The organism is Streptomyces sp. SAS_272, assembly GCF_052543235.1.
The window spans coordinates 37,928-57,561 of sequence record NZ_JBMNDR010000062.1 but is presented as its reverse complement, the minus strand read 5'-3'; the positions used below and the strand labels follow the sequence as shown (position 1 = coordinate 57,561).

General features: G+C 72.9%; 17 protein-coding genes. 12 read left to right on the top strand and 5 right to left on the bottom strand.

What is annotated here, in order from left to right:
* Positions 1–93 precede the first annotated feature (93 nt).
* The gene (locus tag ACN6LD_RS29410; RefSeq protein WP_445044789.1) at positions 94–1,602 is read right to left on the bottom strand and encodes a DUF4331 domain-containing protein; all 1,509 of its coding nucleotides are present in this window, start codon (positions 1,600–1,602) and stop codon (positions 94–96) included.
* A 210-nt stretch (positions 1,603–1,812) separates the two neighbouring features.
* On the opposite strand from ACN6LD_RS29410, the gene ACN6LD_RS29405 reads away from it, so the two are divergent.
* From ACN6LD_RS29405 to ACN6LD_RS29395, 3 genes are all read left to right on the top strand, one after another.
* On the top strand, positions 1,813–2,355 hold the full coding sequence (locus ACN6LD_RS29405) for a sigma-70 family RNA polymerase sigma factor (RefSeq protein ID WP_319187058.1): 543 nt from the start codon (positions 1,813–1,815) through the stop codon (positions 2,353–2,355).
* A complete protein-coding gene (locus ACN6LD_RS29400; protein WP_319187060.1) occupies positions 2,352–3,170 on the top strand; it encodes an anti-sigma factor in 819 nt (272 codons plus the stop codon). Before ACN6LD_RS29405 ends, ACN6LD_RS29400 begins: the two co-directional genes overlap by 4 nt.
* Before the next feature lie 126 nt (positions 3,171–3,296).
* Entirely contained in the window at positions 3,297–3,578 is a 282-nt protein-coding gene (locus tag ACN6LD_RS29395; RefSeq protein WP_266723395.1) for a hypothetical protein, read from the top strand.
* Positions 3,579–3,613: 35 nt separating this feature from the next.
* Here the strand turns inward: ACN6LD_RS29395 and ACN6LD_RS29390 are convergent, their stop codons facing one another.
* The 4 genes from ACN6LD_RS29390 to hmgA form a co-directional block, all read right to left on the bottom strand.
* Positions 3,614–4,864 (bottom strand): CaiB/BaiF CoA transferase family protein, encoded by a 1,251-nt coding sequence (locus tag ACN6LD_RS29390; protein ID WP_319187063.1) that lies wholly within the window; start codon positions 4,862–4,864, stop codon positions 3,614–3,616.
* An 82-nt stretch (positions 4,865–4,946) separates the two neighbouring features.
* Positions 4,947–6,113 (bottom strand): type ISP restriction/modification enzyme, encoded by a 1,167-nt coding sequence (locus ACN6LD_RS29385; RefSeq protein ID WP_319187065.1) that lies wholly within the window; start codon positions 6,111–6,113, stop codon positions 4,947–4,949.
* A 35-nt stretch (positions 6,114–6,148) separates the two neighbouring features.
* Entirely contained in the window at positions 6,149–6,898 is a 750-nt protein-coding gene (locus ACN6LD_RS29380; RefSeq protein WP_445044788.1) for a GntR family transcriptional regulator, read from the bottom strand.
* 27 nt (positions 6,899–6,925) lie between these two features.
* Positions 6,926–8,278, bottom strand: coding sequence for a homogentisate 1,2-dioxygenase (gene hmgA, locus ACN6LD_RS29375; protein ID WP_319187069.1), 1,353 nt, complete (start codon positions 8,276–8,278; stop codon positions 6,926–6,928).
* Between the two features lie 163 nt (positions 8,279–8,441).
* On the opposite strand from hmgA, the gene ACN6LD_RS29370 reads away from it, so the two are divergent.
* The 9 genes from ACN6LD_RS29370 (at position 8,442) to ACN6LD_RS29330 (ending at position 19,625) form a co-directional block, all read left to right on the top strand.
* A complete protein-coding gene (locus tag ACN6LD_RS29370) occupies positions 8,442–9,014 on the top strand; it encodes a hypothetical protein (protein WP_319187071.1) in 573 nt (190 codons plus the stop codon).
* 73 nt (positions 9,015–9,087) lie between these two features.
* Positions 9,088–9,705, top strand: coding sequence for a TetR/AcrR family transcriptional regulator (locus tag ACN6LD_RS29365; protein WP_319187073.1), 618 nt, complete (start codon positions 9,088–9,090; stop codon positions 9,703–9,705).
* Between the two features lie 137 nt (positions 9,706–9,842).
* Positions 9,843–12,080 carry a molybdopterin oxidoreductase family protein gene (locus tag ACN6LD_RS29360; RefSeq protein WP_445044787.1) on the top strand — a complete coding sequence of 746 codons (2,238 nt, stop codon included), beginning with the start codon at positions 9,843–9,845 and terminating at the stop codon, positions 12,078–12,080.
* Between the two features lie 141 nt (positions 12,081–12,221).
* A complete protein-coding gene (locus ACN6LD_RS29355; RefSeq protein WP_319187077.1) occupies positions 12,222–13,655 on the top strand; it encodes a CitMHS family transporter in 1,434 nt (477 codons plus the stop codon).
* Positions 13,656–13,674: 19 nt separating this feature from the next.
* Positions 13,675–14,925 (top strand): MFS transporter, encoded by a 1,251-nt coding sequence (locus ACN6LD_RS29350; protein ID WP_319187079.1) that lies wholly within the window; start codon positions 13,675–13,677, stop codon positions 14,923–14,925.
* Between the two features lie 103 nt (positions 14,926–15,028).
* Complete coding sequence (locus ACN6LD_RS29345; protein WP_319187080.1) at positions 15,029–15,820, top strand: hypothetical protein; 792 nt, start codon at positions 15,029–15,031, stop codon at positions 15,818–15,820.
* On the top strand, positions 15,807–16,511 hold the full coding sequence (locus ACN6LD_RS29340) for a class F sortase (RefSeq protein WP_319187082.1): 705 nt from the start codon (positions 15,807–15,809) through the stop codon (positions 16,509–16,511). The genes ACN6LD_RS29345 and ACN6LD_RS29340 overlap by 14 nt, the downstream gene beginning before the upstream one ends.
* Before the next feature lie 281 nt (positions 16,512–16,792).
* Positions 16,793–18,148, top strand: coding sequence for an ABC transporter ATP-binding protein (locus tag ACN6LD_RS29335; RefSeq protein ID WP_319187084.1), 1,356 nt, complete (start codon positions 16,793–16,795; stop codon positions 18,146–18,148).
* Between the two features lie 88 nt (positions 18,149–18,236).
* Positions 18,237–19,625 (top strand): aldehyde dehydrogenase family protein, encoded by a 1,389-nt coding sequence (locus tag ACN6LD_RS29330; RefSeq protein ID WP_319187086.1) that lies wholly within the window; start codon positions 18,237–18,239, stop codon positions 19,623–19,625.
* The last annotated feature ends 9 nt before the right edge of the window (positions 19,626–19,634 follow it).

Genomic DNA, 19,634 nt, shown 5'->3' with positions numbered 1-19,634 from the left:
CCCGCGCCGTGGGGGATGAGTTACGCGGGCCGCGCCAGTCGGTGGGGCAGGGCCGGGGAGTGCAGGATTCTCCCCGGCCCGCTCTGGGAGGGCCTAGTAGGCCCTGCGCCGCCCGCGCCACCACATCAGGCCGCCGCCGATGAGGAGGATGCCCGCAGCGCCGGCGCCCGCGGAGGAGGCGATCAGCGCGGTGTTGCTCTCCGAGCCCGTCAGGGCGTCGCCGAGCTGGCTGCGCACGTCGGCGCCGCTCTTGGCGGACGCGCCACGCGAGCCCTCGGTCGGCAGGGCCACGTACGGGAAGGACTTCTCGAAGTTCTTGTCGTTCTTGTCCACCGCGTCGCCCAGGTCGTTCTTGGAGCCGACCAGCTCACCCTCGACGACCTGCAGGGAGGCGTCGATGACGTCGTCGGTGAGGCGACGGCCGTTCGGGAAGCCCGCGTTGTCGCCGTCCAGGACGCCGAGCCGCTTGGGGCTGGCGGTCGGCTTGATGGAGGTGTTGAGGCGCAGCTCCTCCGACGGCGTCACGTAGGGCGGCTGGTTGAGGCCCTTGACGCCCTTCAGGAACACGTCGACGAGGTCGTTGCGCGGCTCGGCCGGCGCCTTGATCTTGTAGATCGCCTCGATGAGCTTGGGCAGCTCGGGGTTGGTGACGTTCTTCAGGAACTGGCCGTCGTCCTTCGGCTGGGACGCGTTGAACCGGTCCTTGTCCTTGATCGGGTTGACGACCTCGTTGACCAGCGGGCTGCCCAGGCGGGAGACCTGCGTGTAGTAGCCCTCGGCGTTCTCGCGCTGGGTGGTCGACCAGACGCCGACGATCGGCTGGTGCTTGCCCTCGGTGATCATGTCGCTCGGGACCTGCAGCGCGATCGAGTTGACGTTGTAGCCCTTGAGCGTGTCGTTGCCGACCTCGGAGAGGTCGCCGCCGTACAGCAGGTCGAAGACGCGCAGGTCCAGGAAGAACGGGTCGTCGGCCTGGCCGGCGAAGGTCTTCGCGCCGTTGGGGAGCTTGTAGATCGCGTGGTCGCGCAGCTTCTTGTAGTCGGGCATCGAGGCCTTGCCCACGTTGGACGGGGCCACCGGGACGTCGTCCGCGATCTTCGTCCGGTGCTGGACCTTGCCCTTCTTGAGCTTGAGCAGCTCGAGGTCGTAGGTCTGCGTGATGTTCAGGTCGGGGTCGTCCAGGCTCTCGACGACGCCGGTGTTGTAGAGGAAGGTCTTCTTGTTCTTCGTGTGCGTCTTGAACGTGTAACGGAAGGTCAGGTCCTCCTTCGCGTCACCGTTGTTGTCGATGTGCAGGTCGTACTGGGCGTCTTCGGCGAACGGGAAGAAGTTCGGCCCGCCGGCCGGCTCCTCGAACGGGATCCAGTTGGCGACGATCGTCGTCGTGTCCGCGTGGTCGGGACTGACGAACGCGTACACGTCGGTGTTGTCGTACTGCGGGGTCCCCGAGATGAGAGGAGCCTCACGGTGGCTGGACGCGTATGCGGCCCCCGGTGCCAGCGTGGCGGCGCCGGCGGCTGCGAGCCCCCCGGCGGCCAACGCACCGCATATGAGGGTCGCGACGCTCCTGCGTCCGTTGCCGCTCCTGGAGATAGCTGTCATGCCGTCCGTCCTCTGTGCCAAGTTGCCTGACGGACAGTGATACGGAGCGGAGGGGGGTTTCGGATTGGTCGAAACCAAAAAACTTTTAATTTCCTTCTCACCCGCGTTTTCGGCCCTCTCATCCGTACCCCCTCACCGGAGGTGTGTGCGTTGCGGATGCCGGGTGTGACGGGACGGTCAGGGTGTGGCGGCCGCAGGAAGGGGGACGGCATGGAGGCGGACGAGCTTCTGGTGCTCGTGGCGGGGGGCGACCAGAAGGCCTTCGAACAACTCTACGGGCTGGTGTCCGGACCGGTGTTCGGGCTGGTCCGGCGGGTCGTGCGGGACCCCGCGCAGTCGGAGGAGGTCGCGCAGGAGGTCCTTCTGGAAGCCTGGCGCTCCGCCGGCCGCTTCGATCCGAGCCGCGGCAGCGCCCTCTCCTGGATCCTCACCCTCGCGCACCGCCGCGCCGTCGACCGGGTGCGCAGCGCCCGCGCCGCCGTGGATCGCGAGCAACGCGAGGGACGCCGCTACCACGACCCCGCCTTCGACCAGGTGACGGAGGAGGTCGAGGCAGGACTGGAGCGCGAGTGGGTGCGCCGCTGCCTCGACCGCCTGACGGCTCTTCAGCGGCAGTCCGTCACCCTCGCCTACTACGACGGCTACACGTACCGTGAGGTGGCCGACCGGTTGTCGTTGCCGCTGGGCACGGTCAAGACACGGATGCGCGACGGACTCACGCGGATGCGCGACTGCCTGGGAGGCGCCGTATGAGCATCCTCGGGATCTTCCGCCGGGAGGATCTTCACTCGCTGGCCGCCCCCTATGCGCTCGACGCACTCGAGGGGGACGAGCGGCGCCGCTTCGACAAGCATCTGAAGAACTGCGAACGCTGCTCGGCCGAGGTGCGGGCGCTGACCGAGGACGCGGTGCGGCTCGCCTGGTCGGCCGCCGCCCCGCCGCCCGCCGCGCTGCGCGAGCGGGTGCTGGCCGCGGTGCAGAGAACCCCGCAGGAGTCCTCGCGCGCCCCGGCCAGGGAGCACGCGCCCCAACTGCCCCCGCACGTCTGGGGCGCACAGCCACCGCCCAGACGCTCCCGAGCGCCCCGAGCGCGCCGCCCGCTGTTCGTGCCGTTCGCGACGGTCACCGCCGCCGCGGCCCTCGTCGTCGCCTCGCTGTTCGCCGTCCTGGCCGACCGCACCCGGGACGAGCTGAACGCCGAGCGCGCCCAGGCACGTGATATCGCCCACGTTCTCGCAGCTCCCGACGCCCGGGCGAGCACCGGGCGGGACGCCCGGGGCCGCAGTATCGGAGTGATCGCTTCCGCTGCGGACGGCGAGGCGATCGTGACCTTGAGCGGATACGGCGATCTTCCGACCGGGCAGGTGCATCAGCTGTGGCTCATGCGCCCCGGCGCGCAACCGCGCTCCCTGGGGCTCTTCGCGAGCGACACGCCCCTGGTCGCCACCGGTCTCGACAAGGGCGCGACGTCACTCGCTGTGACCGTCGAGCCCGACGGGGGATCGCCGCAGCCCACTACACAGCCGGTTGTCCAACTCACCCTGAAATCGGTCGGATTCGGAGAGTGATCGCGGAGGAGTCGTCAACCCCCTTACGGGGAAGGTGAATCCTGTGAGCTCGATACATGTGTGCCGCGACGGGGCGATAGGGTTACCCTGCCCGGGCCGGGTGGACTCGTACGGGTGGGGAGTGACATGGAACAGATAACGATGCACAGCAGGGCTAGGGTCCCCGCGATCACCTGCGGGAGCAGCGCGACCAGTTCGCGGCTGGACCGACATCTTTCGGTACTGGCGGGTCCCGCCATTCCGCAGCGCGAGACGCTCGAGGCGACCTCGCTCATGCGGGAGCTGACGGCCCGTGAGCCCGTACAGAACGCCGGCTCCAAGACGGTGCGAGCACGGGTGAGCCGCGTCTCGCTCTTCGCCCCTCTGCGCCGCCTGCGCCGCTCGCTCTTCGGCGGGCACAAGCACTGACCGTCCGGCCCACCCGTATGCACTGAGTCCCGCGCTCAGGCGGTCACACCGTCCCGGCGCAGCGCTGCGATCTCCTCGTCCGTCATCCCCACGGCACGCAGCACTGCTTCGGTGTGCTCCCCGAGCGCGGGCACGTCCCCCATCCGCGCCTCCGTCCCACCCGGAAACGTGATGGGGGGCAGCAGCGCCCGCAGCGGTCCGACCGGCGTCCCCACCTCCCGCCACCGCTCACGGGCCGCCAGCTGCGGATGCTCGGCGACCCCGGGCAGCTCCCTCAGACGGGCGCAGGCGATGCCCGCGCCCTCCAGACGCGCCACCGCCTCGTCGGCGCCCAGCGTGCCGAGCGCCTCCGCCACGAGCGCGTCCGTGCCTTCCCGGTTCGCCACCCGTGCCGCGTTCGTCGCGTACGCCGGGTCCGTCCCCCATTCCGGTCGGCCGAGGACCTGTTCGGCCAGCCGCCGCCACTCCCGGTCGTTCTGCACCGACAGCAGCACCCCTGCGCCGTCCGCCGTCGGGTAGGCGTCGTAGGGCGCGATCACCGCGTGCGCGAGACCGGTGCGCCGCGGGGGGACGCCCCCGTGCATCGTGTGATGGAGCGGGTGCCCCATCCACTCCGTCAGCGACTCCAGCATCGACACCTCCACCGGGCCGCCCCGACCCGTCGTGCCCCGCCGCACCAGCGCGGCCAGCACGCCGGAGAAGGCGTACATGCCCGCCGCGATGTCCGCCGCCGGGATGCCCGCCTTGACCGGCTGCCCGGGCGTCCCGGTCACCGACACCAGTCCCGCCTCGCACTGCACGAGCATGTCGTACGCCCGTTTGTCCGCGAAGGGGCCGCCGGCGCCGTAGCCGGAGACGTCGACCGCCACGAGTCGCGGGTGCGCCGCGCACAGGGTGGCCGCGTCCAGGCCCAGCCGGGCCGCGGCCCCCTGCGCCAGGTTCTGCACGAACACGTCCGCGCCGGCGATCAGCCGGCGCACCACGGCCAGGCCGCGCGGATCCTTCAGGTCCAGCGCGATCGACTCCTTGCCGCGGTTGCACCACACGAAGTGCGAGGCGAGTCCGGCGGCGGCCGTGTCGTAGCCGCGCGCGAAGTCCCCGCCGTCGATCCGCTCGACCTTGATCACCCGGGCGCCGAGGTCGGCGAGCTGCCGGGTCGCGAACGGCGCCGCGACGGCCTGCTCGACCGCGACGACGACGAGACCCTCGAGAGGCAGTGGCTCCGGCCGGGGCTCCGGCAGGGGCCGGGGACGAGGCGTGTGCTGGGGCTGGGGCGGCTGGTCCATGGGGTGGATCATGACCTCCGTCCGCCCGGTCTGTCATGCGGGAGCCGGGCAGGGCCGCCCCGGACGGCCCCGCGCACCGGGTCTAGATGAGGGCGAACTGGCCCTCCGGTCCCTCCTCGTGGTGGTCGAGGACCGTCGCCGGGTGGCGTGCCGCGTCCGGGACCGGCAGGACGCCCGCCGCGCGCAGCTCCGCCGCGGTGACCGTGTCCGGGTCCGCCGCGGCCGACTCGGCCCGCCGCGCGCCGACGTCCGCGAGCAGCGCCAGCACCGTGATCAGTTCCAGGAGTTCGGAGGTCCACGACTGCTGCCAGGCCGCGGGGCGGATCGCGGCCAGTGTGCCCGGCTCGGCCTCCTGGGCCGTCCGTGCCGCGAACCAGCGCTCCAGGACCCGGACGCCGGGCTCCGACTCGGCGTCCCACGCCTCGGGCGGGACGGGCGACACCCGGCCCTCGTCGAGCCGGAGGGTCTCCTCGTCGCGGTCGTACCGCAGGGCGAGCGGGCGGGCCGGGATCGGGGCGCGGACGTAGGGCCGGCGGCCGCCGGGCAGTTTGGGCCGCTCGCCGTGCCGCCTCAGCAGCCACAGCACGCGACGGCCGGACTCGACGCCGTGCGCCCACAGCTCCCGGTCCCGGGTGAGCGGGACGGTGAGATCGGGGCGGACGGCGGTGAGGGTCCACGCCAGGAAGTCCACCGGATCGGGGGAGTGGCCCAGCCGGCGCAGCAGATCGGGCAGGCCGGGCGCCAGGTTGGGCTCCACGCCGCCCGGCCGTCGGTACAGCGGCCGGATGCGGCCCGGCCGCAGCAGGGGCAGCACGGAGGTCGCCAGCAGGGGGCGCGTCGCCGTCTGCGGCGTCTCCACCACGAACACCTGGGCGTCGTCCGCGACCCGCCACAGCTCCGGGCGGGCGGTGTCGAGAAGGCGGTGATCGGGGATCAGCCACTGCTCGTCGAAGGGCGCCGCCAGCACCCGTACGGGCTCGGGGCAGGGGCCGACGGCGCGGGCCAGCCGTTCGGTGCCGCCGGACCTGCCGGGCAGCTGCCCGACCGCCGTGTGCAGGGTGCGCGAGCGCGTCGGCTCGAAGAGGGCCTCGCGGTCGGGGCCTTCGGCCTTGAGCAGGGCGTCCCAGCGGGCCTTCAGGGACGCCGGGTCGGGCGCCGTCGGCCACCCCCGGCCGAGCCGCGGCGGTGCGACGGACCACGGCATGAGGTCCGCAAGCTGCGGAGCGTCGTCGGGCGTCACGCCGGGCATCGTACGACGGGTCGCGGACCGCGCGGCACGGTGCGTCACGTCGCGTCGAGGGTGACCGTGAAGGAGAAACGGTCGCCTCGGTAGTGGATGACGGCCGCGTCCAGGGCCCGGCCGTCGGAGTCGTAGGTGACGCCCGTGTAGTGCAGGATCGGGCTCAGCAGCGGGACCCGGAGCAGCTGCGCCGTCTCGGGGTCCGCGAGCCGCGCCTCCACGGTGTCGGTGATGCGGCTGATGTCCACGCCCACGACGTCCCGCAGCACCTTCGTCATCGGCCAGCGGACCAGGTCGTCCGGATCGATGCGGGCGGCGAGCTCCGGACGGACGTAGTTGCGGGCGTGGTTGGTGGGCTCGCCCGTGTTCTCGTCGCTTCGCAGGCGGTGGTACGTCCCCACCTCCGCGAGGTCCGGGAAGTGCTCGGCGACCTCGGCGGGGACGGCCGCCCGGCCGTGGTCCAGCAGCTCGGTCGCCATCCCGGACTGCTGGGCCACGATCGCGTCGACCGAGCCCAGCAGCCGGACCGGGGCCCCGCGCCGCGCCGCGGGCTCGATGAACGTGCCCCGGCGGCGGTGCCGGGTGATCAGCCCCTCCTCCTCGAGCTCCTTCAAGGCCTGCCGCATGGTCAGCACGCTCACCCCGTAGTGCCCGGCCAACTGCTCCTCCGTCGGCAGTCGCAGCGGGTCCCGGGGCGAGCGGCCGAGTATCGAGGCGCGCAGCGACTGCGACACCTGGTACCAGAGCGGCAGCTTTCGGGTGAGGACGATCGAGTCCGGGGCGAAGGAGGTCACGGGCCTATCCGTACCGGTCGGGAACGTTCAGTGCAATGTGCCGTCGGACGTTCCGGCGGACGGACGGAAGTGACGCTCGAGGCCCTGCCACACGTCGTCGTAGCGCTGCTGCAGATGATCCGCCCGCGCCGCCTGCGGGGTGAGGACGAGCGGCCAGCGCGTCTCGAACATGAACGCCAGCCCGTCGTCGACCTTGTGCGGCTTCAGGTCGGCGGCGCTCGCGCGGTCGAACGTCTCACGGTCCGGGCCGTGCGCCGACATCATGTTGTGCAGCGAGCCGCCGCCCGGCACGAAGCCCCCCTTCCCGGCCGTCTTGGCGTCGTAGGCGCCCTCGATCAGGCCCATGTACTCGCTCATCACGTTGCGGTGGAAGTACGGCGGCCGGAAAGTGTCCTCGCCGACCAGCCAGCGCGGGGCGAACACCACGAAGTCCACGCCGGCCAGGCCGGGGGTGTCGGACGGGGACGTCAGCACGGTGAAGATCGACGGGTCCGGGTGGTCGTAGGACACCGAGCCGATGACGTTGAAGCGGCGCAGGTCGTACACGTACGGCACGAGGTTGCCGTGCCAGGCGACGACGTCCAGCGGGGAGTGGTCGTAGGTCGCGCTCCACAGATGACCGCAGAACTTGTTGACCACCTCCACCGGCCCCTCGACGTCCTCGTAGGCGGCGACCGGCGCCCGGAAGTCGCGCGGGTTGGCGAGGCCGTTGGCGCCGATCGGCCCGAGGTCGGGGAGCCGGAAGGGGGCGCCGTAGTTCTCGCAGACGTAGCCGCGGGCCGAGTCGTCCAGCAGGTCGACGCGGAAGCGGACCCCGCGCGGGATCAGCGCGACATGGCCGGGCTCGGCGTGCAGCAGCCCGAACTCCGTGCGCAGCAGCAGCCCGCCGTGCTCGGGGACGATCAGCAGCTCGCCGTCGGCGTTCCCGAAGACGCGGTCCATGCCGGCGTTCGCGTGGTAGAGGTGCACGGCCATGCCGCTGCGCTGGGCGGCGTCCCCGTTGCCGCCGACGGTCCACAGGCCGGACAGGAAGTCGGTGCCCCCGGGCGGCTCGGGCAGCGGGTCCCAGCGCAGCCGGTTCGGATCGGCGACGGTCTGTGTGAAGGGGCCGGTGCGCAGCGCCCCGTCCGGGGCCCGGGTGAAGGCCGGGTGCGCGGCCGACGGACGGATCCGGTACAGCCAGGAGCGGCGGTTGTGGGCGCGCGGCTCGGTGAACGCCGTGCCGCTGAGCTGCTCGGCGTACAGGCCGAGGGGGGCGCGCTGGGGCGAGTTGCGGCCGTCGGGAAGGGCCCCCGGGACGGCCTCCGAGGCGTGTTCGTTGCCGAACCCGCTGAGGTGGGCCAACCCCTCGGCCGTCTTGCGTGCGTCCCCGCTGCTCATCGTGGCTCCCTTGCCGGTGATTCCTATGCATCACCGTAGGATTGCGGTTTCCCGGACGCAAGAGGCCCGCCGGTGTCCTCCTCTCGGAGGACGATCACGGCACGGCCGGAACCAGACTTCAGGGGGATCCGTGGGCGGGGGGCGGTGCTCTAGTGTCCGGTTCATGTCGTGGACGCGCCCCCTTCCCGCCGCGCTCGCGGTTTCTGTCCTGTTGCTGGCCGGATCCGCGGGCTGCGCCTCCGGCGACGCCCGCGGACAGGGGACCGTGGCGTCGCCCTCGCCGGTCGGCAAGGTGCTGGACCACACGGACGACGACGGGCGCCACTACCGCCAGGTGGCGAGGAAAGGGGCTCCCGAGGTCGGAGTGGAGGTCCAGCCGGACGGCTCCGGCGGCTGGGACGTGCGGCTGAAGCTGGCCAATTTCCGGTTCTCGCCGACGGGAGCGCCGCAGCGGGCCGTCACCGGTCGCGGCCTCGCCCGGCTCTACGTCGACGACCTACGGGTCGCCGACCTGCGCACCCTGGCGTACCGCATCCCGGCCGGCTATCTCCCGCACGGCACCCATCACGTCACCGCCCGTCTGTACGCGGACGACGCGACGGTCTGGGCGGTGGAGGGCAAGCCGGTGGAGGCCACGGCGGACGTCACGGCGTCGGAGTCCGCGTCCGCCGTGCCGCCCGGCGGGCTTCCGGCGGGGTCGCCGAGCGGGTCCCCGACGGGGTCGCCGTCCCCCTGAGCGCGTTGAGTGCATCAGACACGTTTCTCCGTACCCAGGGGTGAGGTTCACCCGGCCGCGGCGGAAAGGCATCATGAAGTCCGTGCCCCAAGCGACATCGCTCCGTCGTGCGCCCGTGCAGCGGCGCAGTGCCGAACGGCTGACCAGGATCCTCGACGCCTGCGCCGACCTGCTGGACGAGGTCGGCTACGACGCCCTGAGCACGCGGGCCGTCGCCGAGCGCGCCGGCGTCCCCATCGGGTCCGTCTACCGCTTCTTCGGCAACAAGCGGCAGATGGCCGACGCGCTCGCGCAGCGCAACCTCGAGCACTACTCCGAGCGCGTCACCGAGCGTCTGCGCGGAGCCCGGCAGGGCGACTGGCGGACCGCGATGGACGCCGTGCTCGACGAGTACCTCGCCATGAAGCGCACCGCGCCCGGCTTCTCGCTCGTCGACTTCGGCAACCAGATCCCGGTCGGCGCGCGGCACTCCGAGCCCAACCACCGGGTCGCCGACCGGCTCACCGAGCTGCTCGCCGCCCACCTCGTCCGCGAGCCCGACGACGATCTGCGCCGGGTGTTCCTGATCGCCGTGGAGACCGCGGACACCCTCGTCCATCTGGCCTTCCGGGTGGACCCGGAGGGGGATGCGAAAGTGATCGACGAGACCCGCGAGCTGCTGAGGGCGTATCTGGCCCGCGTGCTGGACTGACCCGCGTGCCGGACCGACCCGCGCGGCGCAGGCGGTCGGGGCGCGGGGGCGACCGCTTTCCGGGCAGGGCCTCCCCAGAAGGCATACCGGTCGGTATGCTCGACCGGGACGAGGCAACGCCGCCCCCAGGAGGACCCGTGTCCCGCACCGCCCTGCGAATCTGCCCCCTGTGCGAGGCCACCTGCGGGCTCACGCTCACGATCGAGGGGACGCGGGTCACCGGCGCCCGCGGCGACCGGGACGACGTGTTCAGCAAGGGTTTCATCTGCCCCAAGGGCGCCGCGTTCCCCGCCGTGGACGGCGACCCCGACCGGCTGTCCTCGCCTCTCGTCCGCCGTGACGGCGAGCTGCGCGAGGCCACCTGGGAGGAGGCCTTGGACGCGGTGGCCGCCGGCATCCGCCCGGTCGTGGAGCGGCACGGCCCGAACGCCGTCGGCGTCGTCCTCGGCAACCCCAACGTGCACACCGTGGCCGGCGGCCTCTACCCGCAGCTGCTGGTCGGCGGGCTGGGCACCCGCAGTCTGTTCACCGCTTCCACGGTCGACCAGATGCCCAAGCACGTCTCCAGCGGACTGCTCTTCGGCGATGCCAACGCGATCCCCGTCCCGGACCTCGACCGCACCGACCACCTCCTCCTCATCGGCGCCAACCCCCTGGAGTCCAACGGGAGTCTGTGCACCGCCCCGGACTTCCCCGGCAAGCTCAAGGCGCTCAAGGCCCGCGGCGGCACCCTGACGGTCATCGACCCGCGCCGCACCCGCACCGCGAAACTCGCCGACCGGCACATCGAGATCCGGCCGGGCGCCGACGCGCTGCTCCTCGCGGCCATGGCGCACGTGTTGTTCGAGGAAGACCTGGTGCACCTGGGGGAGTTGACCCCGCACGTCGAGGGATTGGCCGAACTCCGCGACGCCGTACGGGACTTCACTCCCGAGGCGGTGGCCCCGGCGTGCGACGTCGACGCCGCGGTCGTGCGCGCGCTCGCCCGGGAGCTCGCCACCGCCCCGACCGCCGCCGTCTACGGCCGCATCGGGAGCTGCACGGTCCCGTTCGGCACCCTCGGCAGCTGGCTCGTCGACGTCCTGAACATCCTCACCGGCAACCTGGACCGGCCCGGCGGCGCCCTCTTCCCGCAGGCCGCCACCGACCGCACGCCCCGCCCCGCGGGCCCCGGCCGCGGCTTCCGGCTCGGCCGATGGCACTCCCGGGTCGGCGGCCACCCCGAAGCCAAGGGCGAACTCCCGCTCTCGGCGCTGGCGCAGGAGATCGACACCGCCACCGAGGAGGGCGAGCCGATCCGCGCACTCGTGGTGGTGGCCGCGAACCCCGTGCTGTCCGCGCCCGACGGCGACCGGCTCGACAAGGCGCTGGAGTCGCTCGACTTCATGGTCAGCGTCGACCCCTACCTGAACGAGACCTCGCGCCACGCCGACGTCGTCCTGCCGCCGCCCCCGCCCTCCCAGAGCCCGCACCACGACTTCGCCTTCAACACCCTGGCCGTGCGCAACCAGGTCCGTTACTCCCGCCCCGCCGTCCCGCTGGAGCCCGGCCGGATGGCCGAGACGGAGATCCTCGCCCGGCTGACGCTCGCGGTGACCGGCATGCACGGCGCCGACCCGTCGGCCGTGGACGAGATGGTCGTCGGCCAGACACTCGGCAAGGCCGTCCAGGAGCCGCACTCGCCCGTGCACGGCCGTGCCCCGCAGGAGCTCGCCGCGCAGCTCACCGGGGAGAGCGGCCCCGAACGCCGGCTCGACATGATGCTGCGCCTCGGCCCCTACGGCGACGGCTTCGGCGCCCGCCCGGACGGTCTGAGCCTCGCCCGGCTGCTCGAGAGTCCGCACGGCATCGACCTCGGACCGCTCGGTCCCCGCCTGCCGCAGCCGCTGAAGACGGCCTCCGGCCGGATCGAGCTGCTGCCGCAGCCGATCGCCGGTGATCTCCCGCGGCTGCGCGAGTCCCTGGAACAGCGGCCGGACGGGCTCGTCCTGGTCGGCCGCCGTCATCTGCGGTCCAACAACAGCTGGATGCACAACGTCCCCGCCCTCACCGGCGGTACCAACCGCTGCACGCTGCAGATCCACCCCGAGGACGCCGAACGGCTGGGCGTGCGCGACGGCGCGCCGGTGCGGGTGACGGGCGCCGGGGGCGAGGTGACCGCACCGGCCGAGGTCACCGACGGCGTGCGCCGGGGCGTCGTCAGCCTTCCGCACGGCTGGGGTCACGACCGCCCCGGAACGCGCCTGAGCCATGCCGCCGCCGACCCCGGAGTCAACGTCAACCAGCTCCTCGACGGCAGTCTGCTCGACCCCCTGTCGGGCAACGCGGTCCTCAACGGAGTGCCGGTCCGACTGGCCGCGATCCCGGCGCTGTGACCTGAGCAAAGCTGTGACCTGGAGTTTTGCGCTTATTGCTCGCACGTCAACGTCTTGTTAACCCTGTTTGAACGGACCTAACGTCAACGCACCGCCGACCCCCAGGTGGGATGTTCAAGGGCGAACGTTAGGTATCCATTCATGTTGACCATCCTCGGCTTCGCGATGATCGCGACCTTCCTGGTCCTGATCATGCTGAAGAAGATGTCGCCGATCGCGGCGCTCGTCTTGATCCCGGCACTGTTCTGCGTCTTCGTCGGGAAGGGCGCCAAGCTCGGTGACTACGTCATCGACGGCGTCACCAGCCTCGCCCCCACGGCGGCGATGCTCATGTTCGCGATCGTCTACTTCGGTGTGATGATCGACGTCGGCCTGTTCGACCCGATCGTCCGGGGCATCCTGAAGTTCTGCAAGGCCGACCCGCTGCGCATCGTCGTCGGCACGGCACTGCTCGCCGCGATCGTCTCCCTCGACGGCGACGGCTCCACCACCTTCATGATCACCGTCTCGGCGATGTACCCGCTGTACAAGCGCCTGAAGATGAGCCTGGTCGTGATGACCGGGGTGGCCGCCATGGCCAACGGCGTGATGAACACGCTGCCGTGGGGCGGCCCCACCGCCCGCGCCGCCACCGCGCTCAAGGTCGACGCCAGCGACATCTTCGTGCCGATGATCCCGGCTCTCGCCGTGGGCCTCGTCTTCGTCGTCGCGCTCTCCTACGTCCTCGGCCGCCGCGAGCGGGCCCGGCTCGGCGTGCTGACTCTGGACGACGTGCTGGTGGAGGAGAAGGCGGAGCAGACCGAGACGGTGCTCGTGGGAGCCGGCGGCGCCGGAACCGGCGCCGGCAAGGCGGCCGCCCCGGCCGGCGGCTCCGGCGGCGCGGCTCCCGGCGGCGTCGGCGAGGACGACGCCGAAGACGCGGACGACGACGGCTTCCAGGGCCTCGACCCGCACCGCGCCACCCTGCGCCCCAAGCTGTACTGGTTCAACGCGCTGCTCACGGTCGTGCTGCTGACCGCCATGATCATGGAACTGCTGCCGATCCCGGTGCTGTTCCTGCTCGGCGCCGCGCTCGCCCTCACCGTCAACTTCCCCCACATCCCGGACCAGAAGGCCCGGCTCGCCGCCCACGCCGACAACGTCCTCAACGTCTCCGGCATGGTCTTCGCCGCCGCCGTCTTCACCGGCGTCCTCCAGGGCACCGGCATGGTCGACCACATGGCCAGGTGGATGGTGGACGTCGTCCCCGAGGGCATGGGCCCGCACATGGCGCTCGTCACCGGCGTACTGAGCCTGCCGCTCACCTACTTCATGTCGAACGACGGCTTCTACTTCGGCGTCCTTCCGGTCCTCGCCGAGGCCGGCGCGGCGCACGGCGTCACCCCGCTGGAGATGGCCCGCGCCTCGCTCGTCGGCCAGCCCCTGCACATGTCGAGCCCGCTGGTCCCGGCCGTCTACGTCCTCGTCGGCATGGCCAGGGTCGAGTTCGGCGACCACACCCGCTTCGTGGTCAAGTGGGCCGTCCTGACCTGCCTGGCGATTCTCGGCGCGGGCATCCTGTTCGGGATCATCTGACCGTCCGGTGGAGGAACATGTGAGGCCCGGCAGGAACCGCGGCTGGCTGCTCCGTCTCGTCATCGCCTTCGGCTTCGCGCAGGGGGCGGTGTCGATGGCGCGGCCCGCCGTCTCCTACCGGGCCCTCGCGCTCGGCGCCGACGAGGGGGCCGTCGGCGTCGTGGCGGGCGTCTACGCGCTGCTGCCGCTCTTCGCCGCCGTGCCGCTCGGCCGGCGCACCGACCACGGCCGGTGCGCCCCCCTGCTGCCGGTCGGCGTGGCCCTCATATCCGGCGGCTGCGTGCTCAGCGGGCTCGCGGCGTCGCTGTGGACGATGGCCCTGTGGAGCGGCGTGATGGGGCTCGGGCACCTCTGCTTCGTGATCGGCGCCCAGTCGCTCGTCGCCCGCCAGTCCGCGCCGCACGAACAGGACCGCAACTTCGGCCACTTCACCATCGGCGCCTCGCTCGGCCAACTCGTCGGCCCGGTGGCCGCCGGAGCGCTGATCGGCCGTGCGGACATGGCGGGCAGCAGCGCGCTCGCCCTGCTCGTGGCGGGCGCGGGCTGCGCCGTCGCGTTCGCCTCGCTGTGGCGCATCGAGCACCGCGACCTCGAGCCCGACTCCCGCACGGGGCAAGGGGATCGGATCCCCGTCCGGCGCATCCTGCGGGCCCGGGGCGTCCCCGCCGGCATCCTCGTCAGCCTCTCCGTGCTGTCCGCGACCGACATCCTCACCGCCTACCTGCCGGTGGTCGGCGAGCACCGGGGCATCGCGCCGTCCGTCGTCGGCCTGCTGCTCAGCGTCCGCGCGGCCGCCTCCATCGCCTGCCGGCTCGTCCTCACCCCGCTGCTGCGGCTGCTCGGCCGGACCGCGCTGCTCACGGTGACCTGTCTGCTGGCGGCCCTGCTCTGCGCCGGCATCGCGCTGCCCGTGCCGGTCCTGGCGCTGGGCGTGATGCTCGCGCTGCTCGGCTTCTGCCTGGGCGTCGGACAGCCGTTGTCCATGACGACCGTCGTCCGGGCCGCGCCGGACGGCGCCCGTTCCACCGCCCTCGCGCTGCGCCTCACCGGCAACCGGCTCGGCCAGGTCGCCGCACCGGCCGCCGCGGGCCTGGTGGCCGGGCTCGCGGGTGCGGCCGCGCCGTTCGCGATGCTGGGGGCGCTGCTGCTGCTCTCTTCGGGGGTGGCCCTCAGGTCGCCGCGGGAGGCGCGCGGAGCGGAGGAGGCGGGGGCGGATCCGTCCGCCGGTCGCCGGTCCGGGGCGGGATTGCGCCGGTCGAGCGACGTCTGACGGCGCGTCGGGCGGCGGTCCCACCGTCGGGGCCGGCGATGTGAAAGAGAGTCAGGTGCAAGAGCGATTTGTATGAAAATCGTCCTGACTCGGAGGAATGCGCATGTCCAGCTCGACGCTCCCGCCCGCCTTCGGCGCCCGCTTCGGCGCCACGGCTCTCACAGTGCTCGCCGCGGCCGGGTTCACCTGCCTCGCGGCACCGTCGGCCGTGGCCGTCGGGGAGGCCGGCGACATCAGGATCCACCGTGAGCACGTGCCCCCGGGCGTCTCGAAGGACGACCCGGTGGCCTGCCGGTTCTACCTCGACGCAGCCAACTTCGGCGACCTCGAGTCCGTCACGTACACCATCAAAGCGAAGCCCCCGACGGCGGGCACCGCCACGGTGACCGGCACCATCGACCTGACCCAGGGCGCCGGGCACACCGACACGCTGGGACTGGCCGAGGGGTCGTACACGCTCAACTGGAATCTTCCTTCCGCCACAGGCGGGGTCGTCGCCTCGACCACGGTGAAGGTCTTCAAGATCAACTGTCGTGAGGACGGGCGCAGCGGCGGGAACCAGGGCCCGAACCGCCCGATCACGGACGACGGCCGGGAGTTCGGGGCCGCGAACGGCCAGGGCGGCGGCGGCCAGAACGGCGCCGCGCAGGGCGCAGGCGGCCGGGAGAGCGGCGGCCGTGAGGACGCCGGCCGTGAAGGCGCAGCGCAGGGCGGCGGCGCCTGGAACGGCGAGAAGGGCGGTCCCGAGGGCGGTGTCCACGCGGGTGGCGGCGGTCTCGCCGACACCTCGCAAACCTTCACCCCGCTGGCCGCCACCGCGGCCGTCGGCCTGGTGGCCGTCGGCGGAGTCGCGTACTTCCGTCTGACCCGCCGGCGCAACCATGGTGCCGCGTAGGCGCGGACGCAGGCCCTGGCACCGGACCCGTCTCTTCCGTCTCACCAGGACGGCCGTGCTCGCGGTCGTCCTGGTGACGGCGGCAGTCCGGTGCGGGGGGCACGACTCCCCGGGCGCGCCGCCCGGGGCCGGGCGGACGGCGGCCCACGGGTCCGCCGGCCGGGCCTCCGCGGACGACGCCGGCGCAGAGGGCGGGAAGGGGCCCGAGCACCCCGGGCCGCCGCCCCGCCCGCTGCCCCGGTCCCCGGCGACCGTGCTGCGGGTGCCGTCCCTGGGCATCGACGCGCCGATCGTCCCGCTGCGGCTCGGCCCCGACCGGCATCTGGGGACGCCGCCCCTCGACGAGCCCAAGCTCGTCGGCTGGTACGCGGGCGGCCCCACCCCGGGCGAGCGGGGCGCCGCCGTCGCGGTCGGGCACCGCGACACCAAGACCGGCCCCGCGGTTTTCGCCGGCCTCGCGCGGGTGGCCCGGGGCGCCCGGATCGAGGCCCGGCGCGCCGACGGCCGCACCGCCGTCTACACCGTGGACCGCGTCCGGGTCTTCGACAAGGACACCTTCCCCGACAAGGAGGTGTACGGTCCGACCCGCCGCCCCGAGCTGCGCGTGCTCACCTGTGGCGGCCTGTTCCGGCGGACGACCGGGTACACGAGCAACGTCGTCGTCTTCGCCCATCTGACGGCGACCCGCTGACCCGGCGCCGAGACGCCCTGCCCGTCCCCGACCGGCCTCGCCCTCCCCGACCGGCCCCGTCCCGTCTCCACCGGCCCCGCCGGGCCTCGGGGCCCGGGCAGAACCAGACGGTCCGGTTCGTCGCCTGCCGGACGCCCGCGTCCGATCCGGCCCCCTCTCTTCCCCCCGCCGTGCACGGTCCGTTAGCTTCCGTGACTCAGCAGCCTCGTTCGGTCCGCGCGCGACAGGCCGGATCGCGGAGCACCGGCTGGGCAGGCCCACGAGTCCCGGGGACGCTTCTCATGACACGCGCCATCTCCCTGCACGACGTCAGCAAGGTCCACGCCCGAAGCGGCCGGGTCGTGGACCGGCTGTCGCTGGACATCGCGCCCGGCGAGTTCCTGGTCCTGCTCGGCCCCTCCGGCTGCGGCAAGTCCACCGTGCTCCGGATGATCGCGGGCCTCGAGAACATCACGGAGGGCCGGCTGACGCTCGACGGGGCGTACGCCAACGGCCTGGCGCCGTCCGAACGGGACATCGCGATGGTCTTCCAGAACTTCGCGCTCTACCCGAACATGACCGGCCGCGACAACATCGGCTTCCCGCTGCGCATCGAGTCGCCCGGCGCCGATCCCGGTCCCCGGGTGGACGCCACCGCCCGGATGCTCGGCATCGAGGACCTGCTCGACCGCTTCCCCGGCCAGCTCTCCGGCGGCGAGCGCCAGCGCGTCGCCATGGGCCGGGCCATCGCCCGCCACCCCTCGGCCTTCCTGATGGACGAGCCGCTGTCCAACCTGGACGCCAAGCTCCGCAACCACCTGCGGGCCGAGATCTCCAGGCTCACCCGGGAGCTGGGCGTCACCACCGTGTACGTCACCCACGACCAGGCCGAGGCCATGTCGCTCGGCGACCGGGTCGCCGTCCTGCGCGGTGGAGTACTCCAGCAGGTCGGCGCCCCGCGCTCGGTGTACGCGCTGCCGCGCAACGTCTTCGTCGCCGCCTTCATCGGCACCCCGCGGATCAACCTGCTGCGCGGGGTGGTCCGCGCCCCTCTCGACGGCGCCATGACGGTCGTCCTCGGCAAGCAGGCCCTGCGGCTGCCCGAGCCGCTGTCCCTCGACCACAAGCTGCTGCGTGTGCAGCAGGGCCGGGAGGTGATCGTCGGGCTGCGCTCGGAGGCGGTGCGCATCGCCACGCCCGCCGAGGCCCGGCCGGGCGAGACGCACATCACGGGCCTGGTGGAGCACGTCGAGTTCCAGGGTCACGAGGTGCTGGCGCACTTCAACACCGGCTCCCGGCTCGCCGTCGTGCCCGAGCTGGAAGCGCCGCGGCCGGTCCCGCGGCCGACCCGGCGCCGCCGCCGGGAGAGCGGGGTGCTGGGCCGGCTGCGGGAGCGGGCGGGCGGCCTGCGGGGCGGCCGGGTCGGGGTCCTGGACGAACGTCCGGAAAACGCCGGGGGAGGGGAGCACGGCGGGCGCCCCCCGTCCGCCGAGGCCCGGGCGCCGGGCGACCTGGTGGTGCGCACCACCCCCGACTTCGACCTCCGGCACGGCATGCAGGTGCCGCTCCTCGTCGACATCGCGCATCTCTTCGTCTTCGACCAGCACGGCGACCGGATCAGCCCTGCCCCGGACCGGCTGCCGGACCTGGACGAGTGAGCAGACGTCGTCCCGTGTCCCCTGGTGCCGGAAAACTAACGACGCTAGTTTAGGGCGCGGACGACGATGACCGCCCGGAGGGAACGCGATGAAGGCACACGACGGCATCTACCTCGACGGCGCGTGGCGCCCGGCCGCGGGTCAGGACGTGATCGAGGTCGTCGACCCGGTGGACGAGCGGGTGATCGGCCGCGTCCCGGCGGGCGGGGCCGCAGACGTCGACGCCGCGGTGCGCGCCGCCCGCGCCGCCCTCCCGGGCTGGGCCTCGACCCCGCCCGCCGAGCGCGCCGCACGGCTGAGCGCCCTCCGGGACGTCCTGGCGGCCCGCAAGGACGAGATCGCCGAGACGGTCACCGCCGAACTCGGCTCACCCCTCGCCTTCTCCCAGGCGGTCCACGCGGCGGTGCCGATCGCGGTGGCGGGCTCCTACGCGGAGCTGGCCGCGACGCACTCCTTCGAGGAACGGGTCGGCAACTCCACGGTCCTGCACGAGCCGGTCGGCGTGGTCGGCGCGATCACCCCCTGGAACTACCCGCTGCACCAGATCGTCGCCAAGGTCGCCCCGGCCCTCGCCGCGGGCTGCACCGTGGTCCTCAAACCAGCCGAGGACACCCCGCTCACCGCCCAGCTGTTCGCCGAGGCGGTCCACGAGGCGGGCGTCCCGGCCGGGGTCTTCAACCTCGTCACCGGCCTCGGCCCGGTGGCCGGCCAGGCCCTCGCCGAACACCCCGGCGTCGACCTGGTGTCCTTCACCGGCTCGACGGCCGTCGGGAAGCGGATCGCGGCGACGGCGGGCGCCGCCGTGAAGAAGGTCGCCCTCGAACTCGGCGGGAAGTCCGCCAACGTCATCCTGCCGAGCGCCGACCTCGCCCGGGCGGTCAACGTCGGCGTCGCCAACGTGATGTCCAACTCCGGCCAGACGTGCAGCGCCTGGACCCGGATGCTCGTCCACCGCGACCAGTACGAGGAGGCGGTCGGACTCGCCGCAGCCGCCGCGGCCAAGTACGGCGACCGCATCGGTCCCGTCGTCAGCGCAAGGCAGCGCGACCGCGTGCGCGGATACATCGAGCAGGGCGTGGCCGAGGGGGCGACGCTGGTCGCGGGCGGCCCCGAAGCCCCCCGCGAACAGGGCTACTTCGTCAGCCCCACGGTCTTCTCCGACGTCACCCCCGACATGACGATCGCCCAGGAGGAGATCTTCGGCCCGGTGCTGTCCGTCCTGCGCTACGAGGACGAGGACGACGCCCTGCGGATCGCCAACGGCACGGTCTACGGGCTCGCCGGCGCGGTCTGGGCCGGCGACGAGGCGGAGGCGGTGGCCTTCGCCCGCCGCATGGACACCGGCCAGGTCGACGTCAACGGCGGCCGGTTCAACCCCCTCGCCCCCTTCGGCGGCTACAAACAGTCGGGCGTCGGACGCGAGCTCGGCGCGCACGGCCTGACCGAGTACCTCCAGACCAAGTCCCTGCAGTTCTGAGGAGCCAGA